Genomic DNA, 17,162 nt, shown 5'->3' on the forward strand with positions numbered 1-17,162 from the left:
TTCACCGCTCCCTGCGTGCCGGCCCCGGGGCCGGGCGCGCTGTGGTTCGTCGTCGTGGCAGCACCCGGGCCAGTTGTCTCCTGATCCGGGAGTTCTTGCTCCGGGCGGCCAGGGCCGCCTTCGCGCCCGAGGTGCTGCGCGCCAGGCACAGCAGCACACCGATCGCGGACATGGCCGACAGCATGGCGGAACCGCCGTAGGAGAACAGCGGGAGCGGGACGCCCGCGATGGGCAGCAGTCCCAGCGCCGACCCCAGGTTGATCATGGCCTGCGCCATGATCCAGGTGGTGGCGGCTCCCGCGGCGTACCTGACGAAGGGGTCCTTCGTACCGATGGCCACACGGATACCCGCGTAGCCTAGTGCCGCGAAGAGACCGAGCACCGACAGCGTCCCCACCAGACCGAGTTCCTCGCCGGTCGCGGCGAAGATGAAGTCGGTGTGCGCCTCGGGCAGCTGGCCCCATTTCTCCACGCCGGCGCCGAGGCCGGTACCGAAGCCGCCGCCGTTGGCGAACGCGAAGACGCCGTGCAGGGCCTGGAAGCAGGCGCCCTCCGGGTCGAGCTTGGTGACGCCGATGCAGCCCAGCCGCTCGGCCCGGTGCGGGACGGTGACCACCAGCGCGGTGCAGACCACCACCGCCACCCCGACGGTGGCCACGAACAGCCGCAGCGGCGCGCCGACCATCCAGAGCAGCGCGAACAGCATCGCCACCAGGATCATCGAGGTGCCCATGTCGCCGCCGAACATGATCAGCGCGAGCAGCAGCAGGGCCCCCGGCACCAGCGGCACCAGCAGGTGCTTCCACGAGTTGAGGGTGCCGGCCTTCTGCTTGCGGGCGAGCAGGTCGGCGCCCCAGAGCACCAGCGCGAGCTTGGCGAACTCCGAGGGCTGGAACTGGAAGAAGCCGAAATCCAGCCAGTTCTGGTTGCCGTTGATCCGCACCCCGATGCCGGGGATGGCGACCAGGGTGAGGGCGCCGATCACCGCGATCATCACCGGGTAGGTGATCACCCGCAGCACCGCCACCGGGACGGAGGCGAAGCCGATCAGCAGGACCAGGCCGAGGATGGCCGCGATCAGCTGCTTGAGGAAGTAGTACTGCGCCGTGTGGTGCTGGTTCAGGGCGAGGATCTGCGAGGCCGAGAAGACCATCATCAGACCGAGCACGACCAGCAGCAGGGTGCTGCCGAGCACCAGCAGGTACGGGGTGAGCGGCCGGTCCAGCCAGTACCGCCACCGGGCCCGGAAGGCCTGGAGGCGGGCCAGCGGACCGGCCGACTTGTACTTGGTCGTGGTGGCGGAGATCACCCTCATCGGCTCGGCGGCGTCCCGCTTCACAACGCCGGAATCCGCTCTGCCCTGCCCCGCCACCGCTCCCCGCTCACTCTCTCCGTCCGACGCGCCCGCGCCGGCCCGTCCACCCGCCTGACTACTCGCCCGCCAGCTCCCGGACGGACGCCGCGAAGAGGTCGCCGCGCTCGCCGTAGTTGGTGAACATGTCCATCGAGGCGCAGGCCGGCGCCAGCAGCACCGTGTCACCCGATCGGGCGAGCGACGCGGCCGTTCGAACGACCTCGGCCATCGCCACCGCGCCAGTCTGGCCCTCGGCCGCCTCGATCACCGGCACATCCGGAGCGTGTCGCTCCAGCGCCTCCCGGATCACCGCCCGGTCCTGGCCGATCAGCACCACGGCGCGCAGCCGCTCGGCCGCGCCCTGCACCAGGTCGTCGAAGGTCGCGCCCTTGGCCAGGCCCCCGGCGATCCAGACGATCGGCCGGTAGGCGGCCAGCGAGGCGGCCGCCGCGTGGGTGTTGGTGGCCTTGGAGTCGTCGATGTACGTGACCTCGCGGACCACGCCGACCTCGGCGATCCGGTGGGCGTCCGGGCGGAAGGCCCGCAGGCCCTCCCGGACGGCCTTCGGCTCGACGCCGTACGCCCGGGCCAGCGCCGCTGCGGCGAGCGCGTTGGCGATGTTGTGCGGGGCCGGCGGGTTGACGTCCGACACCGCGCCCAGCTCGGCCGCGTTCTTGGCCCGGTCCTCGACGAAGGCGCGGTCCACCAGCAGCCCGTCCACCACGCCGAGGTTCGACGGGCCGGGGGCGCCGAGGCCGAAGCCGATCGCCCGGCAGCCCTCCTCGACGTCGGCCTCGCGGACCAGCGCCTCGGTGGCCGGGTCGGCCAGGTTGTACACGCAGGCGACCGTGTTGCCCTCGTAGATCCGGCCCTTGTCGGCGGCGTACGCCTCCATCGAGCCGTGCCAGTCGAGGTGGTCGGGCGCCAGGTTGAGCACCGCGGCCGAGTGCGGGCGCAGCGAGGGCGCCCAGTGCAGCTGGTAGCTGGAGAGCTCGACGGCGAGCACGTCGTACGGCTCCTCGGCGAGCACCGCGTCCAGGACCGAGACCCCGACGTTGCCGACGGCGGCGGTGCGCTTGCCGGCGGCGGTGAGGATCGAGGCGAGCATCTGGACGGTGGTGGTCTTGCCGTTGGTGCCGGTGACGGCCAGCCAGGGGGCGGGCTCGCCGGTGCCGGGCAGCGGCCTGCGCAGCCGCCAGGCCAGCTCGACGTCGCCCCAGACCGGCACCCCGGCCGCCTCGGCGGCGGCGAACAGCGGGCTGTCCGGCGCCCAGCCGGGCGAGGTGACGATCAGTTCGGTGCCCTCGGGCAGGGTCGCGCCGTCGCCGAGCCGCACGGTGACGCCGAGCGCCTCCAGCTCGGCGGCCCGGGCGGCCAGGCCGGGGCCGCTGCCGCCGTCCACCACGGTGACCCGGGCGCCGAGGCCGTGCAGGACGCGCGCGGCGCTGATGCCCGAGACGCCGAGCCCGGCGACGGCGACCGGCAGGCCGGCGAAGTCCGGGTTGGCCGGGGTGGTCAGGTCGGGGTCGGTCATCCGGTCACCCATCCCGCGTAGAACAGGCCGAGGCCGACGGCGACGCACAGGCCCTGGATGATCCAGAACCGGACGACGATCAGGACCTCGGTCCAGCCCTTGAGTTCGAAGTGGTGCTGCAACGGCGCCATCTTGAAGACGCGCTTGCCGGTCATCCGGAAGGAGCCGACCTGGATGATCACCGAGAGGGTGATGATCACGTAGAGGCCGCCGAGCAGGGCGAGCAGCAGCTCGGTGCGGGAGCAGATCGCCAGACCGGCCAGGGCGCCGCCGAGGGCGAGCGAGCCGGTGTCACCCATGAAGATCTTGGCGGGCGAGGTGTTCCACCACAGGAAGCCGAAGCAGGAGCCCATCAGGGCGGAGGCCACGACGGCCAGGTCCAGCGGGTCCCGGATGTCGTAGCAGTTGGCGGTCGCGGTGATCGCGTAGGCGCAGCTCTGGGTGTGCTCCCAGATGCCGATGAAGGTGTAGGCGCCGAAGACCATCACCGAGGCGCCGGTGGCCAGGCCATCCAGACCGTCCGTCAGGTTCACGCCGTTCGACATCGCGGCGATCATGAAGTACGCGAAGATGACGAACAGGACGGGGCCGATCGCCCACTTGAAGTCCCGGACGAAGGACAGGCTCTGGGACGCCGGGTTGAGCCCGCGGTCGTCCGGGAACTGCATCGCCAGGATGGCGAACCCGAGGCCGACGATCGACTGGCCGGCCAGCTTCGCCTTGGCCCGCAGGCCCAGCGAGCGGCGCTTGACCACCTTGATGTAGTCGTCCAGGAAGCCGACCAGGCCGAGGCCCGCGGTCAGGAAGAGCACCAACAGCCCGGAGGCGGTCGGGCTCTCGCCCGTTATCGCCTTCGTGGCGAAGTACGCGATCAGGGTCGCCAGGATGAAGGCGATGCCGCCCATGGTGGGCGTGCCCTTCTTGCTGTGGTGCGCCTTGGGGCCGTCGTCCCGGATGTACTGGCCGTAGCCGTGCTTCGCGAGCACCTTGATCAGGGCGGGGGTGCCGAGCAGCGACAGGATGAGACCGATCATCCCGGAGAAAAGGATCTGCTTCATCAGGCGGCCACACCGTCCGTCAGGAGGGCCTCGGCCACCTTCTCCAGCCCCACCGAACGGGAAGCCTTCACCAGGACCACGTCCCCCGGCCGCAGCTGACTGCGCAGCAGCTCGACCGCCGCGTCCGCGTCGGACACCAGCACCGACTCCTCACCCCACGAACCTTCGTTCCTCGCGCCGAGTTCCATGCAGGCCGCCTCGCGTCCGCCGACCGCCACCAGCTTGGTGACGTCCAGCCGGACGGCGAGCCGCCCGATGGCGTCGTGCTCGGCCAGGCTGTCCTCGCCGAGCTCCCGCATCTCGCCGAGCACCGCCCAGGTGCGGCGGCGCTCCGGGCCCCGGCCACCCATCGAGACGAGCGCCCGCAGCGCGGCCCGCATCGAGTCGGGGTTCGCGTTGTAGGCGTCGTTCACGACGGTGACACCGTCGGCCCGGTCGACGACCTCCATGCGCCAGCGGGACAGCGCACCCGCTTCGCCCAGGGCTGCCGCGGTGTCGTCGACGGACATCCCGAGCTCCACCGCCACCGCTGCGGCGGCGAGGGCGTTCGAGACGTGGTGCTCACCGTACAGGCGCAGCTGCACGGGCGCGGAACCGGCCGGGGTGGTGAGCGTGAACGATGGCCGCCCGGTGGCGTCCAGGCGAACGTCGGTGGCCCGGACGTGGGCGTCCGGCGATTCCCCGAACAGGACCACCTTCGCCCTGGTACGGGAGGCCATCGCGCGCACCAGCCGGTCGTCCGCGTTGAGGATCGCGGCGCCGTCGGCGGGCAGCGACTCCACCAGTTCGCCCTTGGCCTCGGCGATCGCCTCCTGGGAGCCGAACTCGCCGACGTGGGCGGTGCCGACGTTGAGCACCACGCCGATCCGGGGCGGGGTGATCGAGGTGAGGTACTCGATGTCGCCCTTGTGCCGGGCGCCCATCTCCATGACCAGGTGCCGGGTGCCGGCCTCGACCCGCAGCGCGGTCATCGGGTGGCCGATCTCGTTGTTGAGCGAGCCGGGCGGGTAGACGGTCTCGCCGCGGCGCTGGAGCAGCTGGGCGATCAGGTCCTTGGTGCTGGTCTTGCCGGCCGAGCCGGTCAGCGCGACCACGGCGGTGCCCTCGGCGCGGGCGACCACGGCGCGGGCCAGCCGGCCGAGCGCCTCCACCACACTGTCGACCAGGACGGCGGGCACGCCGACCGGGCGGGAGGCCAGCACCGCGACGGCGCCGTCCCCGACCGCCTTGGCCGCGTAGTCGTGGCCGTCCACGTGCTCGCCGACGAAGGCCGCGAACAGGCCGCCGGGGGCCACCTTCCGCGAGTCGACCTCGACCGGGCCGGTGACCAGGGCGTCCGGGTCGGCGCCGTCCAGCGTGCCTCCGACGGCGGCGGCCACCTCGGCGAGGGTCAGTGCGATCACTGCTGCTCTACTCCTCGGTCGCCCCGTGCGGCCGTGGTCCGCGCGATGGATTCGCGCAGCACCTCCCGGTCGTCGAAGGGGCGGATCTCGTCTCGTACGTACTGGCCGAGCTCGTGGCCCTTGCCGGCCACCAGCACGGTGTCCCCCGCCCGGGCGCGCGCGACGGCGAGGCCGATCGCCTCGGCCCGGTCGGGGACGACCAGGACGTCGCCGCGCTCGGCCTCGGGCACCGCGGCGGCGCCGGTCAGCATGGTGGCGAGGATCGCCAGCGGGTCCTCGCTGCGCGGGTTGTCACTGGTCAGCAGGGCGGTGTCGGCGAGACGGGCGGCGATGGCGCCCATCGGGCCGCGCTTGTGCGGGTCGCGGTCGCCGCCGCAGCCGACCACGACGTGCAGCCGGCCCTCGGTGACCTCGCGCAGCGAGGCGAGGACGGCCTGCAGGGCGTCCGGCTTGTGCGCGTAGTCGACGACGGCGACGAACGGCTGTCCGGCGTCCACCCGCTCCAGCCGGCCGGGCACGCCGGGGACGGCGGCGACGCCGGCCACGGCCCGCTCCAGCGGCAGGCCGGCGGCGACCAGCAGGGTGATCGCGGCGAGCGCGTTGGCGACGTTGAACGGGCCGGGCAGCGGGACGGAGGCCTCGGCCTCGGCGCCGTCCGGGCCCAGCACCTTGAAGGTGGAGCCGACCGGCCCGAGCCGGACGTCCACGGCCCGCCAGTCGGCCGCCGCGGCGCCGGTCGCGGAGAAGGTGGTCACCGGGATCTTGGCCTCGGCGGCGAGCCGGCGGCCGTACTCGTCGTCCAGGTTGACCACGCCGTGGCGGGACTTGCCGGGCTGGAAGAGCCGGGCCTTCGCCTGGAAGTAGTCCTCCATGTCCGGGTGGAAGTCGAGGTGCTCGGGGGTCAGGTTGTTGAACAGCGCGACGTCGTACGCGACCCCGTCGGTGCGGCCGAAGACCAGGGCGTGGCTGGAGACCTCCATGGTCACCGCGTCGGCGCCGCGCTCGGCCATCACGCCGAGGATCGCGTGCAGGTCGGTGGCCTCGGGGGTGGTGCGCTCGCTCTTGATCCGCTCCTCGCCGACCCGCATCTCGACGGTGCCGATCACGCCCGGGCTGCGCCCGGCGCCGCGCAGGCCGCCCTCGACCAGGTAGGAGGTGGTGGTCTTGCCGTTGGTGCCGGTCAGCCCGATCATCAGCAGCCGCCGGGAGGGGCGGCCGTAGACGATCGCGGCCAGCTCGCCCATGACGGCCCGCGGCCGGTCGACGACCAGCAGCGGCAGGCCGGTGGCGGCCGCCTGCTCGGCGCCGGCCGGGTCGGTGAGCACCGCCACCGCGCCGGACTCCGCGGCCTTGCCGGCGAACGCCGCGCCGTGGTGGTTGGCGCCCGGGAAGGCCACGTACACGTCGCCCGGACGGACCGCGCGGGAGTCGTGGGTGACGCCGGTGACGGCGCCGCCCTCGACGGGCGGCAGGCCCAGTTCGGCGGCCAGCTCGGCGAGCGGCAGGGCGGTGGTCCCGGTCGGACGGGGCGGACTCACGGTGGTTTGATCGGGTTTCGGCACGGCGGGAAGGCTATCCGCCGAAGGGTGTCCAGGGCCAAACCGGCCCTCCGCCGCGCCGTGCTCCGGCCCGGCCGGTCCGTTGCTCATCGTGCGCTCACGGCTTCCACTCGACGGCCAGGTTCGGCGCCGGGCTGCCGCTCGGCGGGACCTGCATGGTCTTCAGGGTGAACTCCATCACCTGCTTGAACACCGGGCCGCACAGCTGGCCGCCGAAGTGGCCGTTGACCGGGCCCTGGAGGGTGCAGGAGACGGTGTAGCGGGGGGCGTCGGCGGGGGCGAAGCCGATGAAGGAGGCGGTGTAGCCGTCGTAGCCCTTGCCGTCGGCGGCGCCCCGGTCGGCGGTGCCGGTCTTGCCCGCGACCCGGTAGCCGGGGATGGCGGCCTTGCCGCCGGTGCCCTGCTCGTCGTCGACGACCGACTCCAGCATCGACGTGAGGGTCTTGGCCGTCTCCGGGCTGACCACCCGGGTCTGCTCCCCCGGCGCGCTCGGGGCGTACTTGCCGTTCGGGTCGGTGACGCCCTGGACGATGCTGGGCGCGACCCGCACCCCGCCGTTGGCGATGGTCGAGTAGACCGAGGTGGCCTGGAGCGCGTTCATCTGCAGCGGGCCCTGGCCGAAGGAGATGTTGTACTTCTCCGAGGCGACCAGGTCCTCCGGCTTCTTGAGCATCCCGGAGGTCTCCCCGGGGAAGCCCAGACCGGTCGGCTGGGCCACCCCGAACTTGCGCATGTAGCCGTCCAGCACCTGGTTGGTCTTCAGCTGGTCGCCGCCGCCGAGGGTCTCGACCGCCTCGATGGTGCCGATGTTGGAGGACTTGGCGAGCACCCCGGCCAGGGTCAGGTGCCAGTCGCCGTGCTCGACGTCGTCCTTGAACTGCTGCCCGGCCCGGACCAGCCGGTTGGGCACGGTCACCTTGGTGTCCCAGTTGGCCGTGCCGGAGTCCAGCACCGCGGCCAGGCTCATCAGCTTGGCGGTGCTGCCCGGTTCGTACGCGTCGACCAGGGCCGGGTTGCCCATCTGGGACTGCTTGGCCAGGCTCAGGTCGTTCGGGTTGAAGCCGGGCGCGGTGGCCATCGCGAGGACCTGGCCGGTCTTCACGTCCTGGACCACCACGTAGCCCTTCTCCGCGCCGGAGTTGGCCACCTGGTCGGTGATCGCCCGCTGGGCGGCCCACTGGATGTCCCGGTTGATGGTCAGCTTCACGTCGTCGCCCGGCACGGCCGGCTCCATCGAGCCCCCGGCGGTGGGCACCAGCCGCCCGCCCGACTGGGCGTAGCTGCTGTGGCCGTCCTTGCCGGCCAGCAGCTTCTGGTACTGCTGCTCCAGGCCGCCGGCGCCCTCGCCCTCGGCGTTGACGAAGCCGACCAGGTTGGCGGCCAGGCCGTCCGCCGGGTAGATCCGCTTCTGGGTCTCCCGGTTGAACACCCCGGCCAGCGGGTTGGCACACTCGTTGTCCACCCGGGTGCGCCCGCCCTGGTCGGCGGGCTTGCCGAGCAGCTTCTTCTGGGCCTGGCAGGCCCGCGAGCCGGCCTGCTTCTCCAGGCCCGACTTGAGGTCGCTGATCTGCTTCTTGGCGGCCGGGGTCTGCTGGGCCGCGAGCCGCTTGTAGCGGGTCTTGGGGGTGTGCAGGTCGGTGGCGATCTTCTCCTTGGGCACGCCGAGGATCGGCGACAGCAGCGCGGCCGCCTGCTCCGGCGCGTCCGGGATGCCGGTCGCCTCCGGGGTGAACATCGCCGGGTCTGCGGTGATGTCGTACGCGTCCACGGTGGCCGCCAGCGCGACCCCGTCGGAGGACGTTATCGAGCCGCGTTCGGCGGTGATCGGGATGTTCATGTAGCGGTTGGTGTTGGCGTCGGCGGCCAGCGCGTCGGCGTCCACCAGCTGGAGCTGCACCAGGCGGCCCGCGAAGACGGAGAACACCAGCGACAGCACCACGGAGATCACCCGCAGCCGGCGCTTCGGCTCGGCCAGCTTGAGCGCCTTGGGGCGCAGCGGCGGACGGCTCTTCGGGCGCACCGCCGCCTGGCTGCGGGCCGGCGGGCGCCCCTCGGGGCGGCGCTGCTGCGGCGCCCGCGGGGTACGGCCGGCGGAGGCCGACTTGGCGGGCTGGGCCTTGGCCGACTGGCTGCGCGCGGGCTGGCCCTTCGCCGGCTGGCTGCGGGCGGGCTGGGCCTTGGCGGGCTGGCTCCTGGCCGGCTGCCCCTTGGCGGGCTGGGCCTTGGTGGGCTGACCGCGGCCGGCGGCGGACTGCGCGCGCGGCGCGGCGCCCCGGGGCACCGGACGGCGGCCGTTGCCGCTGCCGGAACCGCCGCTCCCGCCCGGCTGACGTGGAGTGCTCATGCGGCCACCTCGCCGCGCTCGCCGGGCGCCTCGCGCCCGTCACCCCTTCTGACGGTCCACTGGCTCATCGGCCCGCGCCTCCGTTCGGCTTCGCGGCCGCGGCGGGCGAGACCGGGTTGAGCTGGATCACCGAGTCGCCGGCGGACGTCGCCGGGGCCGGTGCGGGCGGCGGCGCGGCCGGCGAGGGGGCACCGCCCGGCTGCGGCGCGGCCGGTGACGGCCCGGCGGCGGGCGGGGCCGCGCTCGGCTGGGCGGCACCGGAGGGGGTCCTGGTCGGCCACGGCTCGGCCGTGGACCGCTTGACCGGCGGGCTGTCCTGCGCCGGGCCGGGGGTGCCGACCACCTTGCCGCCGTTCGGGACGTCCAGGAAGGCCATCCCGCCGGCCGGGACCATGCCCAGCTCGGCGGCGCGCCTGGCCAGCGCGTCCGGGGCCGAGCTCTGGTCGATCTCGTGCTGGAGGCTCTGCTGTTCGTCGGTCGCCACGGTGGTCTGCTTCTGCAGTCGGGACAGCTCGAAGGAGCCCTCGTTGAGTGCGGTGTTCAGCGCGAGCAGGCCGAGCAGCCCGGCCGCCAGCAGCACCACGACGAGCACCGCGAACGGTGTGCGCCTCCGTACCGGACGCCTGCCCGGCCGGACCGTGATCCGCGCCCTGCCCTGCCCTGGGAGTCCTCCCCGCCCCGCCCGGACCTCACCGGCCACCGGCCCCACCGCTTTCCTCCGCCCTTCGGACCCCGCCGGGCCGGTTCGTCAGCCCCGCTTGCTTCGGTCCCTGATCCTCTCCGCCACCCGCAGCCGTACGGGCGCGGCGCGCCGGTTCTCCTCGATCTCCTCCTCGGTGGCCAGCTCGGCACCGCGAGTGATCAGTTTGAGCCAGGGCTGGTGCTCCTCCGGGATGAACGGCAGCCCCGGCGGAGCGGTGTTGGTCGCACCGGCGGCCAGGTACTGCTTGACGAGCCGGTCCTCCAGCGACTGGTAGGACATCACCACGATCCGGCCGCCGATCGCGAGGACGTCCAGCGCCCCCGGGATCGCCCGGTCCAGGACCTCCAGCTCGCCGTTGACCTCGATCCGCAGCGCCTGGAACGTCCGCTTGGCCGGGTTCCCGCCGGTCCGACGGGTCGCCGCCGGAATGGCGTTCCGCACCAACTCGACCAGACGCGCGCTGTTGGTGAACGGTTCCTTCTCCCGCTCCCGCAGGATCGCCGAGGCGATCTTCCCGGCGAACCGCTCCTCGCCGTACACCTTGAGGATGCGGGCCAGGTCGCCGTGGCCGTAGGTGTTCAGCACCTCCGCCGCGCTGATCCCCCGGGTCTGGTCCATCCGCATGTCCAGCGGCGCGTCCTGCGCGTACGCGAAGCCGCGCTCCGCCTCGTCCAGCTGCATCGAGGAGACGCCGAGGTCGAACAGGACGCCGTCGACCCGGTCGATGTCCAGGCGCTCCAGCACCTCGGGGATCTCGTCGTAGACGGCGTGCACCAGGGTCGCCCGGTCGCCGAACGGGGCCAGCCGCTCGCCGGACAGCTTCAGCGCCGCCGGGTCGCGGTCCACCGCGACCAGCCGCACCTCCGGGAACTGGGTCAGCAGCGCCTCGCTGTGCCCGCCGAGGCCGAGGGTGGCGTCCACCACGACGGCCCCGGGGCGCGAGATCGCCGGGGCGAGCGCGTCCATGCACCGCTGGAGCATCACCGGAACGTGCTTGGGGCCCGGTTCGTTGGTGGTCATGCGCGGTGGCGCCCTTCCTCGGTGCGGAGCAGCCCGACGTCCGGGAGCTGCGACCATTCTCGCCCACCGTGCCCCGGCACGACGAAGCGGCCCGTGGTCCCCGCCCGCTCGAGGGGAAGGTCGTGACCGCCCGGCGCCGGGGAAGGTGCGCCAGGTGGGCACGGAGCGGGAGGAGGCCACGGGCCGCTTCGACCGGGCCGCACCGGCCGGGGAAGCCCCGTTGACGGGCCCCGGCGGGTGTGCTCCACTGCGCCGCAAACTCTATCGCGCGGCCCCTGCCAGTCAATGGCCCGCTCCGGCGCACCACCCGGGCGGCGGTACGGATCACCGCAGGTCGCGGCCCTCGGGGCGGACCGGCGGCGGTCCGGATCGGGGGCCTTCGGCGGCGGGCGCGCGCCCCCTGGCCGCCCCGCGTGCGGGGTCGGCGGCGGCCGCTCCGGGAGCAGCTCCCGTTGTGGCGATGCACCCGATCACGGCCCGCCGTTCTGTAGCTCCCGGCCCCACCGCGCGGGCCCGATCCGCACTAACGTCGCCCCCATGACAGTGACACCCGACCGGCCCTCGCCGAACGCCGCTGCCGACCCTGCCAGACCCACCGTCATCGACCGCTTCGTCACGGCCAACCGCGCCTACGCGGTGACCTTCCGGGACGGCGGCATGGACGCCCGCCCGGTGCAGAAGATCGCCGTGGTCGCCTGTATGGACGCCCGACTCGACCTGTTCGCCGCGCTCGGCCTCGAACTCGGCGACGCCCACGTCATCCGCAACGCCGGCGGCGTCGTCACCGACGACACCATCCGGTCCCTGACCATCAGCCAGCGCGCCCTCGGCACCCGCTCGATCGCGCTGATCCACCACACCGGCTGCGGCCTGCTCGGGCTGACCGAGGACTTCCGCCGCGAGCTGGAGCTGGAGGTCGGCCAGCGCCCGCAGTGGGCGGTGGAGGCCTTCGTCGACCTGGACGGCGACGTCCGCCAGTCCATGCAGCGCGTCCGCACCTCTCCCTTCCTGCCGCACACCGACGACGTCCGCGGCTTCGTCTTCGACGTCCACACCGGCCTGCTCCGCGAGATCGACTGAGCGACCCGCCCCGACCCTGCCCGGCCGACGGTGTCCGGGCATTCGGGCACCGCCGAATGGTGACTTCTGGCCATCCCGCAGGGGAGAATGCGCCTGCCGGTCGGACCCCGAACCACCTGGGGCGGCCAGGCCGCAGGCCGCCTTCCCGGCCGCCGGCTCCTCGTTCGGAACCGCCCCCGGGACGGCCGCGTCAAGCATGGGGTGGGGTCCGGCCTCGGGACGGGGCGGGCACAGGGTGCCAGGGAGCGTATACGGGTGACGAGCTACAAGGATCAGGCCGGACTCGGCAGTCCCGCGGGGGGCGAACCGCAGCGGGCGGGCGGGTTCCGGCAGACCGGGCTCCCCGAACTCGCCGCGGTCGTGGACCGCGTGCGCGGCAACGTCGAGAGCGTGATCGAGGGCAAGCCGGAGGCCGTCCGGATCGCCCTGACCGTCCTGCTCGCCGAGGGCCACCTGCTGCTGGAGGACGTGCCCGGCGTCGGCAAGACCATGCTGGCCAAGGCGCTCGCCCGCTCGCTCGACTGCACCGTGCGCCGCATCCAGTTCACGCCCGACCTGCTGCCCTCGGACGTCACCGGCACCAACATCTACGACCAGCAGCGGCACGACTTCGAGTTCCGCCCGGGCGCGATCTTCGCCCAGGTCGTGGTCGGCGACGAGATCAACCGCGCCTCGCCGAAGACCCAGTCGGCGCTGCTGGAGTCCATGGAGGAGCGCCAGGTCACCATCGACGGCACCAGCTACGAACTGCCCTCGCCGTTCATGGTCGTGGCCACCCAGAACCCGGTCGAGATGGAGGGCACGTACCCCCTGCCGGAGGCCCAGCGCGACCGCTTCATGGCCCGGATCTCGATCGGCTACCCCAGCCCCGAGGCCGAGCTCGCGATGCTCGACACCCACGCCGGCGCCAGCCCGCTGGAGGACCTCCAGCCGGTCGCGCACGCCTCCGACATCCTCAAGCTGATCGACCTGGTCCGCACCGTGCACATCGCCGACCCGGTCCGCCGCTACGCCGTCGACCTGGTCGGTGCCACCCGCACCAGCCCCGAGCTGCGCCTGGGCGCCTCGCCCCGCGCGACCCTGCACCTGGTCCGGGCCGCCCGCGCCGCCGCCGCGCTGGACGGGCGCGACTACGTCACCCCCGACGACATCCAGCGCCTCGCCGTCCCGGTCCTGGCGCACCGTCTGATGCCGACCGCCGAGACCCAGCTCAGCCGCCGCACCTCCGAGCAGATCGTGGCCGACCTGGTCGCCCGGCTGCCGCTGCCGCGCCCGCAGGGCGGCCCGGCCGTCCGGAGGGGCTGAGGTGGCCCAGTCCGAATCATCGGGACTGCGGGCCGGGTTCCGCGGTCTCACCACCCGGGGGCGGTCCTTCCTCGCCGCCGGGGTCACCGCGGTGGCCTGCTCCTACCTGCTCGACCAGGACGCCCTGCTGCGCGTCGGCGTCCTGCTCGCCGCGCTGCCGCTGGTCGCCGTGGTGGTCGTCGCCAACACCCGCTACCGGGTGGCCAGCGGACGCCGGCTCAGCCCGCGCCGGGCGGTCGCCGGCCAGGAGGCCCGGGTCCACCTGCGGGTCGACAACGTCTCCCGGGTGCCCACCGGGGTGCTGCTGCTGGAGGACAAGGTCCCGTACGTGCTCGGGCCGCGCCCGCGCTTCGTGCTGGACCGGGTCGAGCCGCGCGGCCACCGCGAGGTCTCCTACCGGGTCCGCTCCGACCTGCGCGGCCGCTACCCGCTCGGGCCGCTCCAGCTGCGACTGGCCGACCCGTTCGGGATGTGCGAGGTGACCCGCGCCTTCACCGCCTCCGACGTCCTCACCGTCGTCCCCCAGGTCCAGGCGCTGCCGTCGGTACGGCTCAGCGGCGAGTGGATCGGCCAGGGCGAGAGCCACAGCCGCACCCTGGCGCTGGCCGGCGACGACGACGTGATCCTGCGCGAGTACCGGCCCGGCGACGACCTGCGCCGGGTGCACTGGCGCTCCACCGCCCGGTACGGCGAGCTGATGGTGCGCCGCGAGGAGCAGCCGCAGCAGGCCCGGGCCACCGTCGTGCTGGACACCCGGGAGATCGCCCACCGGGGCAGCGGCCCCGCCTCCTCCTTCGAGTGGGCGGTCGGCTGCGCCGCCTCGGTCGCCGTGCACCTGCTGGAGCGCGGCTACCAGACCCGGCTGCTCACCGACACCGGGCTGTCGGTGCCCGGGCCGGGCGCGGGCGGCAGCCACAGCGGCGCCGACACCTCCGGGCTGGTCCTGGACGCCCTCGCGGTCGCCGACCTGTCCGACGGCGGCACCCTCTCCCGTGCCGAGGACCCGCTGCGCGCCGGCGGCGAGGGCCTGCTGGTCGCCGTCCTCGGCGAGCTGGACGACGCCCAGGCCACCCGGCTGGGCCGGCTGCGCAGCCGCGCCGGCGGGGCGATCGCCTTCCTGCTGGACACCGGCACCTGGGCCGGCCTGCGGATGCTCGCCCCGGACACCGGCGGCGACGACTTCCGGGCCCGGGTCCAGCAGCTGCGCGAAGCCGGCTGGACGGTGATCCCGGTACGGGCCGGGGACTCCGTACCGGACCTGTGGCGGGCCGCCGACGGCAGCCGGACGACCGCCCCCTACCGAGAAGAGGCCGGCGCGTGACCACCCGGGCCAAACTGACCGCGTACTCGGCGCTGGCCACCGCCCTCGCCGCGCTGTGCATGATGCCGCTGCTCACCACCCGCAGCTGGCTCACCCACGCCCTCCTGGTGATCGCCGTGGTCGCCGCGGCCGGCGCGGGCCTGCGCCGCGCCCCGGTGTACCGCTGGACGGTGCCGCTCGGGCAGCTGCTGGTCCTGCTCCTCCTGCTGCTGCTCGGCTTCGCCGGCGAGGGCGGGATGCTGCCCGGCCCGTCCGCGCTGCGGGTCCTGGACCAGGTCTTCACCGCCGGCCTGGACGACATACAGCAGTACGCCATCCCGGCTCCGCCCACCGCCGGACTGCGGTTGATCCTGGTCTCGGCGATCGGGCTGATCGCCGTCGCGGTGGACACCGTCGCGGTGACCTACCGGCGCTCGGCGCTGGCCGGGCTGCCGCTGCTGGCGCTGTACTCGGTCGGCAACGGCCTGGCCGGGGAGCACGGCAGCTGGGTCTGGTTCGCCGTCGCCGCGGCCGGCTACCTGCTGCTGCTGTTCGCCGAGGGCCAGGACCGGGTCTCCCGCTGGGGCCGGGTGTTCTACGGCGGTGCGCGCGGCTCGGTGGAGTCCGGCCGGGTCAGCCCGGGCGGGCGGCAGGTCGGCGTGCTGGCCCTGGCGGTGGCGCTGCTGCTGCCGGTGGTCCTGCCGCACTGGAGCTTCGGGCTGCTGAACTCCGGCTCCGGCGGATCGGGCGGCAAGGGCGTCGGCGGGAGCCTGTCGACCAGCCTCGACCCGCTGGTCAGCCTGGAGGCCGCGATCTCCAAGCCGACCGACGCGGAACTGCTCAGCTACACCCTGGACACCCCGCTGGCCGACCAGGTCTACCTGCGGACCGGCTCGCTCGACCAGTTCGACGGCGTCAACTGGCGGCTCGGCAGCACCACCGTCCAGGACCTCCCGGCGGCCCTGCCCGCCCCCGAGGGCCTGCGCGATCCCCAGGTGGCCCGGTTCGAGGGCGACTTCAAGGTCGACGAGCGGCTGGGGGGGAGCTGGCTGCCGATGCCCTACCCGGCCGCCTCCGTCCAGCTCCCCGACCGGAGCGCCTGGAAGCTCGACCCGCTGACCCGTACCGTCCTGCCGACCAGCGACAAGGCGATCCGCGGCCTGAGCTACCACGTCACCGCCCTGGACGTGCGGCCCACCGCCAACGAGCTGCGCCTCGCGGGCACCGCGCCGTCGGACATCAGGGAGCGCTACACCGCCCTCCCGACCGACCTGCCGCCGGTCGTCGCCGAGCAGGCCAAGGCCGTCACCGCCGGCGCGAAGAACGACTTCGACCGGGCGACGGCGCTGGTCAACTGGTTCACCGGGCCGGGCTTCACGTACGACACCGCCGTCAGCGGCGGCACCGGCAGCAACGCCATCGCCGTCTTCCTGCGCGACCGCCGGGGCTTCTGCGTGCACTTCGCCTCCACCATGGCGGCGATGGCCCGGGAGCTGAAGATCCCGGCCCGGGTGGCCGTCGGCTTCACCCCCGGCGACAGCAAGGGCGGCAACGTCTACTCGGTGACCGGCCGGATGTACCACGCCTGGCCCGAGCTGTACTTCACGGGCTACGGCTGGCTGCGCTTCGAGCCGACCCCGAGCCGCGGCGTCCCGACCCGCTACACCGAGGCGTCCACCGCCCCGACCACCGCGCCGACCCAGCAGGCGACCGCCGCCCCGCAGACCGCCTCGGCCGCTCCGCTGCCGAGCTCCGGCTCGGACTGCACCGCCAAGCAGCGCCAGCTCGGCGAGTGCGGTTCCAAGGACAAGGCCGTCGCCAAGACCGCCGAGGAGTCCTGGCTGCTCTCCGGCCAGGTGCTCGGCACCCTGGCCGCGGTGCTCGCGCTGATCGCCCTGCTGCTCGTCCCGATGGTCTGGCGCGCGGCCGTACGCCGACGCCGCTTGGGCGGCGGCGGGCGGCGCGGGCCCGGCGGGAGCGGAGCGGCGGAGCTGACCGACGCCCAGGTGCTGGCCGCCTGGGACGAGCTGGTCGACTCCGCCTGGGACCTCGGAATTCCCCCGGACGAGTCACGCACCCCGCGCTCGGCGGCCCACCGGATCACCGAGAAGGCCCACCTGGACGCGGACTCTGCCGCGGCCACCGGCCGACTGGCGCTGGCCACCGAGCGGGTGCTCTACGCCCCGCCCGGGCAGCCCGTCACCGAGCCGCTGGCCGCCGACGTCCGCACCGTGCGGCGCGGGCTGCGGGCGGCCGCCGGCCGGGCCGGACGGACCAGGGCGCTGCTGCTGCCACCGTCCTCGGCGCAGCTGTGGTGGCGGATCTCCGACGCGGCGCGGGCGGCCCGGGCGACGGCCGGCGCCGCGGTCGGCCGGGCGGTCGAGGCCGTCTCCGCGCCGGTGCGGCGGGTCCTCACCCGGGGCAAGGGGTCCACCCCGGAGTCCTGACCCGGGGGTTTCCCTTCCGGACACGAAGCCGGGGCGGGCAGTCGATCGACTGCCC

12 protein-coding genes are annotated in these 17,162 nt (G+C 74.0%); 4 read left to right on the forward strand and 8 right to left on the reverse strand.

The genetic code is table 11. From position 1 onward, the window contains the following. Nucleotide 1: 1 nt before the first annotated feature. From ftsW to rsmH, 8 genes are all read right to left on the reverse strand, one after another. The gene (gene ftsW, locus ACFCY1_RS08595) at nt 2-1,339 is read right to left on the reverse strand and encodes a putative lipid II flippase FtsW (RefSeq protein ID WP_375874002.1); all 1,338 of its coding nucleotides are present in this window, start codon (nt 1,337-1,339) and stop codon (nt 2-4) included. A gap of 91 nt (nt 1,340-1,430) precedes the next feature. Continuing rightward, nucleotides 1,431-2,888, reverse strand: a complete 1,458-nt coding sequence (gene murD, locus ACFCY1_RS08600; protein ID WP_375874003.1) for a UDP-N-acetylmuramoyl-L-alanine--D-glutamate ligase — start codon at nt 2,886-2,888, stop codon at nt 1,431-1,433. Continuing rightward, nucleotides 2,885-3,946, reverse strand: a complete 1,062-nt coding sequence (gene mraY, locus ACFCY1_RS08605; RefSeq protein ID WP_074000913.1) for a phospho-N-acetylmuramoyl-pentapeptide-transferase — start codon at nt 3,944-3,946, stop codon at nt 2,885-2,887. Before mraY ends, murD begins: the two co-directional genes overlap by 4 nt. Next, nucleotides 3,946-5,349 carry a UDP-N-acetylmuramoyl-tripeptide--D-alanyl-D-alanine ligase gene (gene murF, locus ACFCY1_RS08610; RefSeq protein WP_049658289.1) on the reverse strand — a complete coding sequence of 468 codons (1,404 nt, stop codon included), beginning with the start codon at nt 5,347-5,349 and terminating at the stop codon, nt 3,946-3,948. Before murF ends, mraY begins: the two co-directional genes overlap by 1 nt. Then, on the reverse strand, nt 5,346-6,911 hold the full coding sequence (locus ACFCY1_RS08615; protein ID WP_049658287.1) for a UDP-N-acetylmuramoyl-L-alanyl-D-glutamate--2,6-diaminopimelate ligase: 1,566 nt from the start codon (nt 6,909-6,911) through the stop codon (nt 5,346-5,348). Before ACFCY1_RS08615 ends, murF begins: the two co-directional genes overlap by 4 nt. A gap of 94 nt (nt 6,912-7,005) precedes the next feature. Continuing rightward, entirely contained in the window at nt 7,006-9,252 is a 2,247-nt protein-coding gene (locus ACFCY1_RS08620; RefSeq protein ID WP_375874004.1) for a penicillin-binding transpeptidase domain-containing protein, read from the reverse strand. Nucleotides 9,253-9,316: 64 nt separating this feature from the next. After that, entirely contained in the window at nt 9,317-9,844 is a 528-nt protein-coding gene (locus ACFCY1_RS08625; RefSeq protein ID WP_310593123.1) for a hypothetical protein, read from the reverse strand. 156 nt (nt 9,845-10,000) lie between these two features. After that, nucleotides 10,001-10,975 carry a 16S rRNA (cytosine(1402)-N(4))-methyltransferase RsmH gene (gene rsmH / locus ACFCY1_RS08630; protein ID WP_117487438.1) on the reverse strand — a complete coding sequence of 325 codons (975 nt, stop codon included), beginning with the start codon at nt 10,973-10,975 and terminating at the stop codon, nt 10,001-10,003. Between the two features lie 537 nt (nt 10,976-11,512). On the opposite strand from rsmH, the gene ACFCY1_RS08635 reads away from it, so the two are divergent. The 4 genes from ACFCY1_RS08635 to ACFCY1_RS08650 all read left to right on the forward strand — a co-directional run bounded on the left by ACFCY1_RS08635 (nt 11,513) and on the right by ACFCY1_RS08650 (nt 17,107). Further along, the gene (locus ACFCY1_RS08635; protein WP_049651923.1) at nt 11,513-12,055 is read left to right on the forward strand and encodes a carbonic anhydrase; all 543 of its coding nucleotides are present in this window, start codon (nt 11,513-11,515) and stop codon (nt 12,053-12,055) included. Between the two features lie 360 nt (nt 12,056-12,415). Further along, nucleotides 12,416-13,360 (forward strand): MoxR family ATPase, encoded by a 945-nt coding sequence (locus ACFCY1_RS08640; RefSeq protein WP_107086444.1) that lies wholly within the window; start codon nt 12,416-12,418, stop codon nt 13,358-13,360. 1 nt (nt 13,361) lies between these two features. After that, entirely contained in the window at nt 13,362-14,681 is a 1,320-nt protein-coding gene (locus ACFCY1_RS08645; RefSeq protein WP_049651925.1) for a DUF58 domain-containing protein, read from the forward strand. Beyond that, the gene (locus ACFCY1_RS08650; protein WP_375874005.1) at nt 14,678-17,107 is read left to right on the forward strand and encodes a DUF3488 and DUF4129 domain-containing transglutaminase family protein; all 2,430 of its coding nucleotides are present in this window, start codon (nt 14,678-14,680) and stop codon (nt 17,105-17,107) included. Before ACFCY1_RS08645 ends, ACFCY1_RS08650 begins: the two co-directional genes overlap by 4 nt. Nucleotides 17,108-17,162 lie beyond the last annotated feature (55 nt).

The organism is Kitasatospora sp. NPDC056273 (assembly GCF_042268845.1).
Lineage (GTDB): Bacteria > Actinomycetota > Actinomycetes > Streptomycetales > Streptomycetaceae > Kitasatospora.